Origin of the sequence: Salmonella sp. SAL4457, assembly GCF_046548235.1 — a bacterium.
Classification (GTDB): Bacteria; Pseudomonadota; Gammaproteobacteria; order Enterobacterales; family Enterobacteriaceae; genus Salmonella; species Salmonella enterica.
Genome location: NZ_JBGDZO010000200.1, coordinates 1 through 335, shown reverse-complemented (window position 1 = coordinate 335; position 335 = coordinate 1). Strand labels below are relative to the sequence as shown.

Sequence of the window (335 nt, the reverse complement as noted above, 5' to 3'; positions counted from 1 at the left end):
CTACTACCTCTCCGAACAGGAGCCGATGGGGCGTTTCTTCGCTTTCCTGCTGCTGTTCATGGGCTCCATGCTCGGCGTGGTGCTCGCGGAAAATCTCTTGCTGATGATGCTCTTCTGGGAGCTGACCAGCCTGTCCTCGTTCCTGCTCATCGGCTTCTGGGGCAGCCGTTCCGACGCCCGCAAGGGTGCGAGGATGGCCCTGACCGTTACCGGAGGGGGCGGCCTGGCGCTGCTGGCCGGGGTGCTGCTGCTCGGCCACAACGCCGGCAGCTTCGAACTCACCGAGGTCCTCGCGGCTGGCGAGCTGATCCGCGCCCACGCCCTGTATCCGCTGG

The 335-nt window shown here is 66.0% G+C and carries 1 protein-coding gene; it reads left to right on the top strand.

Going from position 1 to position 335, the window contains the following annotated elements; genetic code table 11:
* Window positions 1-25: 25 nt before the first annotated feature.
* Window positions 26-335, top strand: a 310-nt coding sequence (locus tag ACLJNW_RS23905) for a proton-conducting transporter membrane subunit (RefSeq protein WP_410961181.1), incomplete at its 3' end; no start/stop codon positions are given.